The sequence below is a fragment of the Endozoicomonas sp. ONNA1 genome (genome assembly GCF_024606325.1).
In the GTDB taxonomy this organism is placed as follows: Bacteria; Pseudomonadota; Gammaproteobacteria; order Pseudomonadales; family Endozoicomonadaceae; genus Endozoicomonas_A.
In genome coordinates this window covers 1-1,599 of record NZ_JAHHPN010000087.1, presented here as the reverse complement: position 1 = coordinate 1,599, position 1,599 = coordinate 1, and the positions used below count along the sequence as shown (strand labels likewise).

Annotated in this window: 1 protein-coding gene; it reads right to left on the bottom strand. The window is 39.5% G+C overall.

Going from position 1 to position 1,599, the window contains the following annotated elements; translation table 11 throughout:
• Positions 1–7: 7 nt before the first annotated feature.
• The coding region (locus KDK19_RS01865) for an SEC-C metal-binding domain-containing protein (protein WP_257291236.1) at positions 8–1,599 on the bottom strand (1,592 nt) is incomplete at its 5' end.

Below are 1,599 nucleotides of genomic sequence, written 5' to 3'. Positions count from 1 at the left end.
CTTTGGTTCAATTCCAGCCATGGCATTTTTTATACTTCTTACCACTGCCACAGGGGCAAGGTTCATTGCGACCAATTTTCTTTTTCACTCTTGGCACCGCAACATCATCTTTCTTTGACTGTTGCAGTTCACTTGTTCGTATAGACATGCGTTCAGCTTCATCAAAAATATGTGAATTCTCTGTCTTATGCTCAGATGGAGAATGAGCTAGAAAATAATGAGCTTCATCAATAGTTTGATTTGATCTAACTGTAATAAAAATGCCATCAATTTGAGGAAGCTTAGTAGACAGAGCTGCCGCACTAGCTTTGTTCTTTATTTCTTCCCATTTAACACGTCGTTCAGAGCGTTGTATCCAAACAAAAAGTGGTTGACCTTCACCACCAAAGGCGAAGTAACGTGATGGATGCTCGTCTAATGTTTTGCTTAGATCCCCAAAAATATGGGCAAAATTTTCTCTAGCTTCCCCACCAAAATTGCGAATTATGCTTTCAGCTGTAAGCCAGCCTGGTGCTTGGGTAGTGTCAAGGGCTGTAAGTAGCCTTAAAACTTCATCAGGGAAACCTTGAACTGGCTTTGGATTTTTTTCCCACTCTTCACCTTCAAAGCTCTGGTCGATAGCATCGCTCATATCACTCCATACGACCAAACTATTTTTTTCCTTTCTTTTCTGTTCAGCAATGTCTTGGTCGAAACGATTTTTAAGAATATACGCACCAAGATGTTCGAATTCATCGAATAAATGAGCACCTTTGATCCCTGCTACAGCTTGACGTACTTCCATATAATGTGTAAACGCACCTGAGGTAGGAAGGAAACGCTTTAGCACAAACAAGTCGTCAATAGACATAGATATAAAAGCATGCTCATCAAGCAACGGATTGATTTGAGGTAATTCTTTACAAATTGTGGAAAATGGAGAAAACGACTCGACAGTCAGTCCGATTGGTACCATTACACGATAATCTGATCTACGTACACGCCCACATTCTACGTATTTACCATTTACGCGATTGTATAGTTGGACTTCTTCGGAAGAAGCAAGATAATTGAAAAAGCGTTCACATTGTTTGTACGCCTTTAAAATTAAATCCTTAACTGCTTGGGAATGCCTTTTAAAATCAAGCTCTGGTGAAGCAATAGTTGCAGCAGCACCTGCTTTTGCTTCAACAAGAAAAAGCACATCATCAATAATTACAAGAGTATCATTTTCAGACCACTGTCTTGTGGTCGGATCTTTGTAATAAACCTCTTGGTAAATTTTTGCACCAGGTAGTTGTTCTTTTAGAATGTCAGGGAAAGCCCCTTCACTCATTTCTTTCTGGCGCTCTTTGAAGGTTTTATTATAGTCAGGCTTACGCTGTAAAAGATTAAATAAAAGAGCACGGTACCCTGCATCACGGATAAAACAAGGGTCTATAGCATAATAGTCCGAATCAATTTGGATTAGGGGTTTCTTTCTTGCAGGTAATGTCCTAAAAGGAGTACCAGAAAAGTCACCCTTAGCAAAAAAATCAGTATCCTCACCTTGCTTATAAGCTAAATCTGCCAATAATGTTGATGGTAGATTCGTATGCCGAGAGACATTACCAATACCAC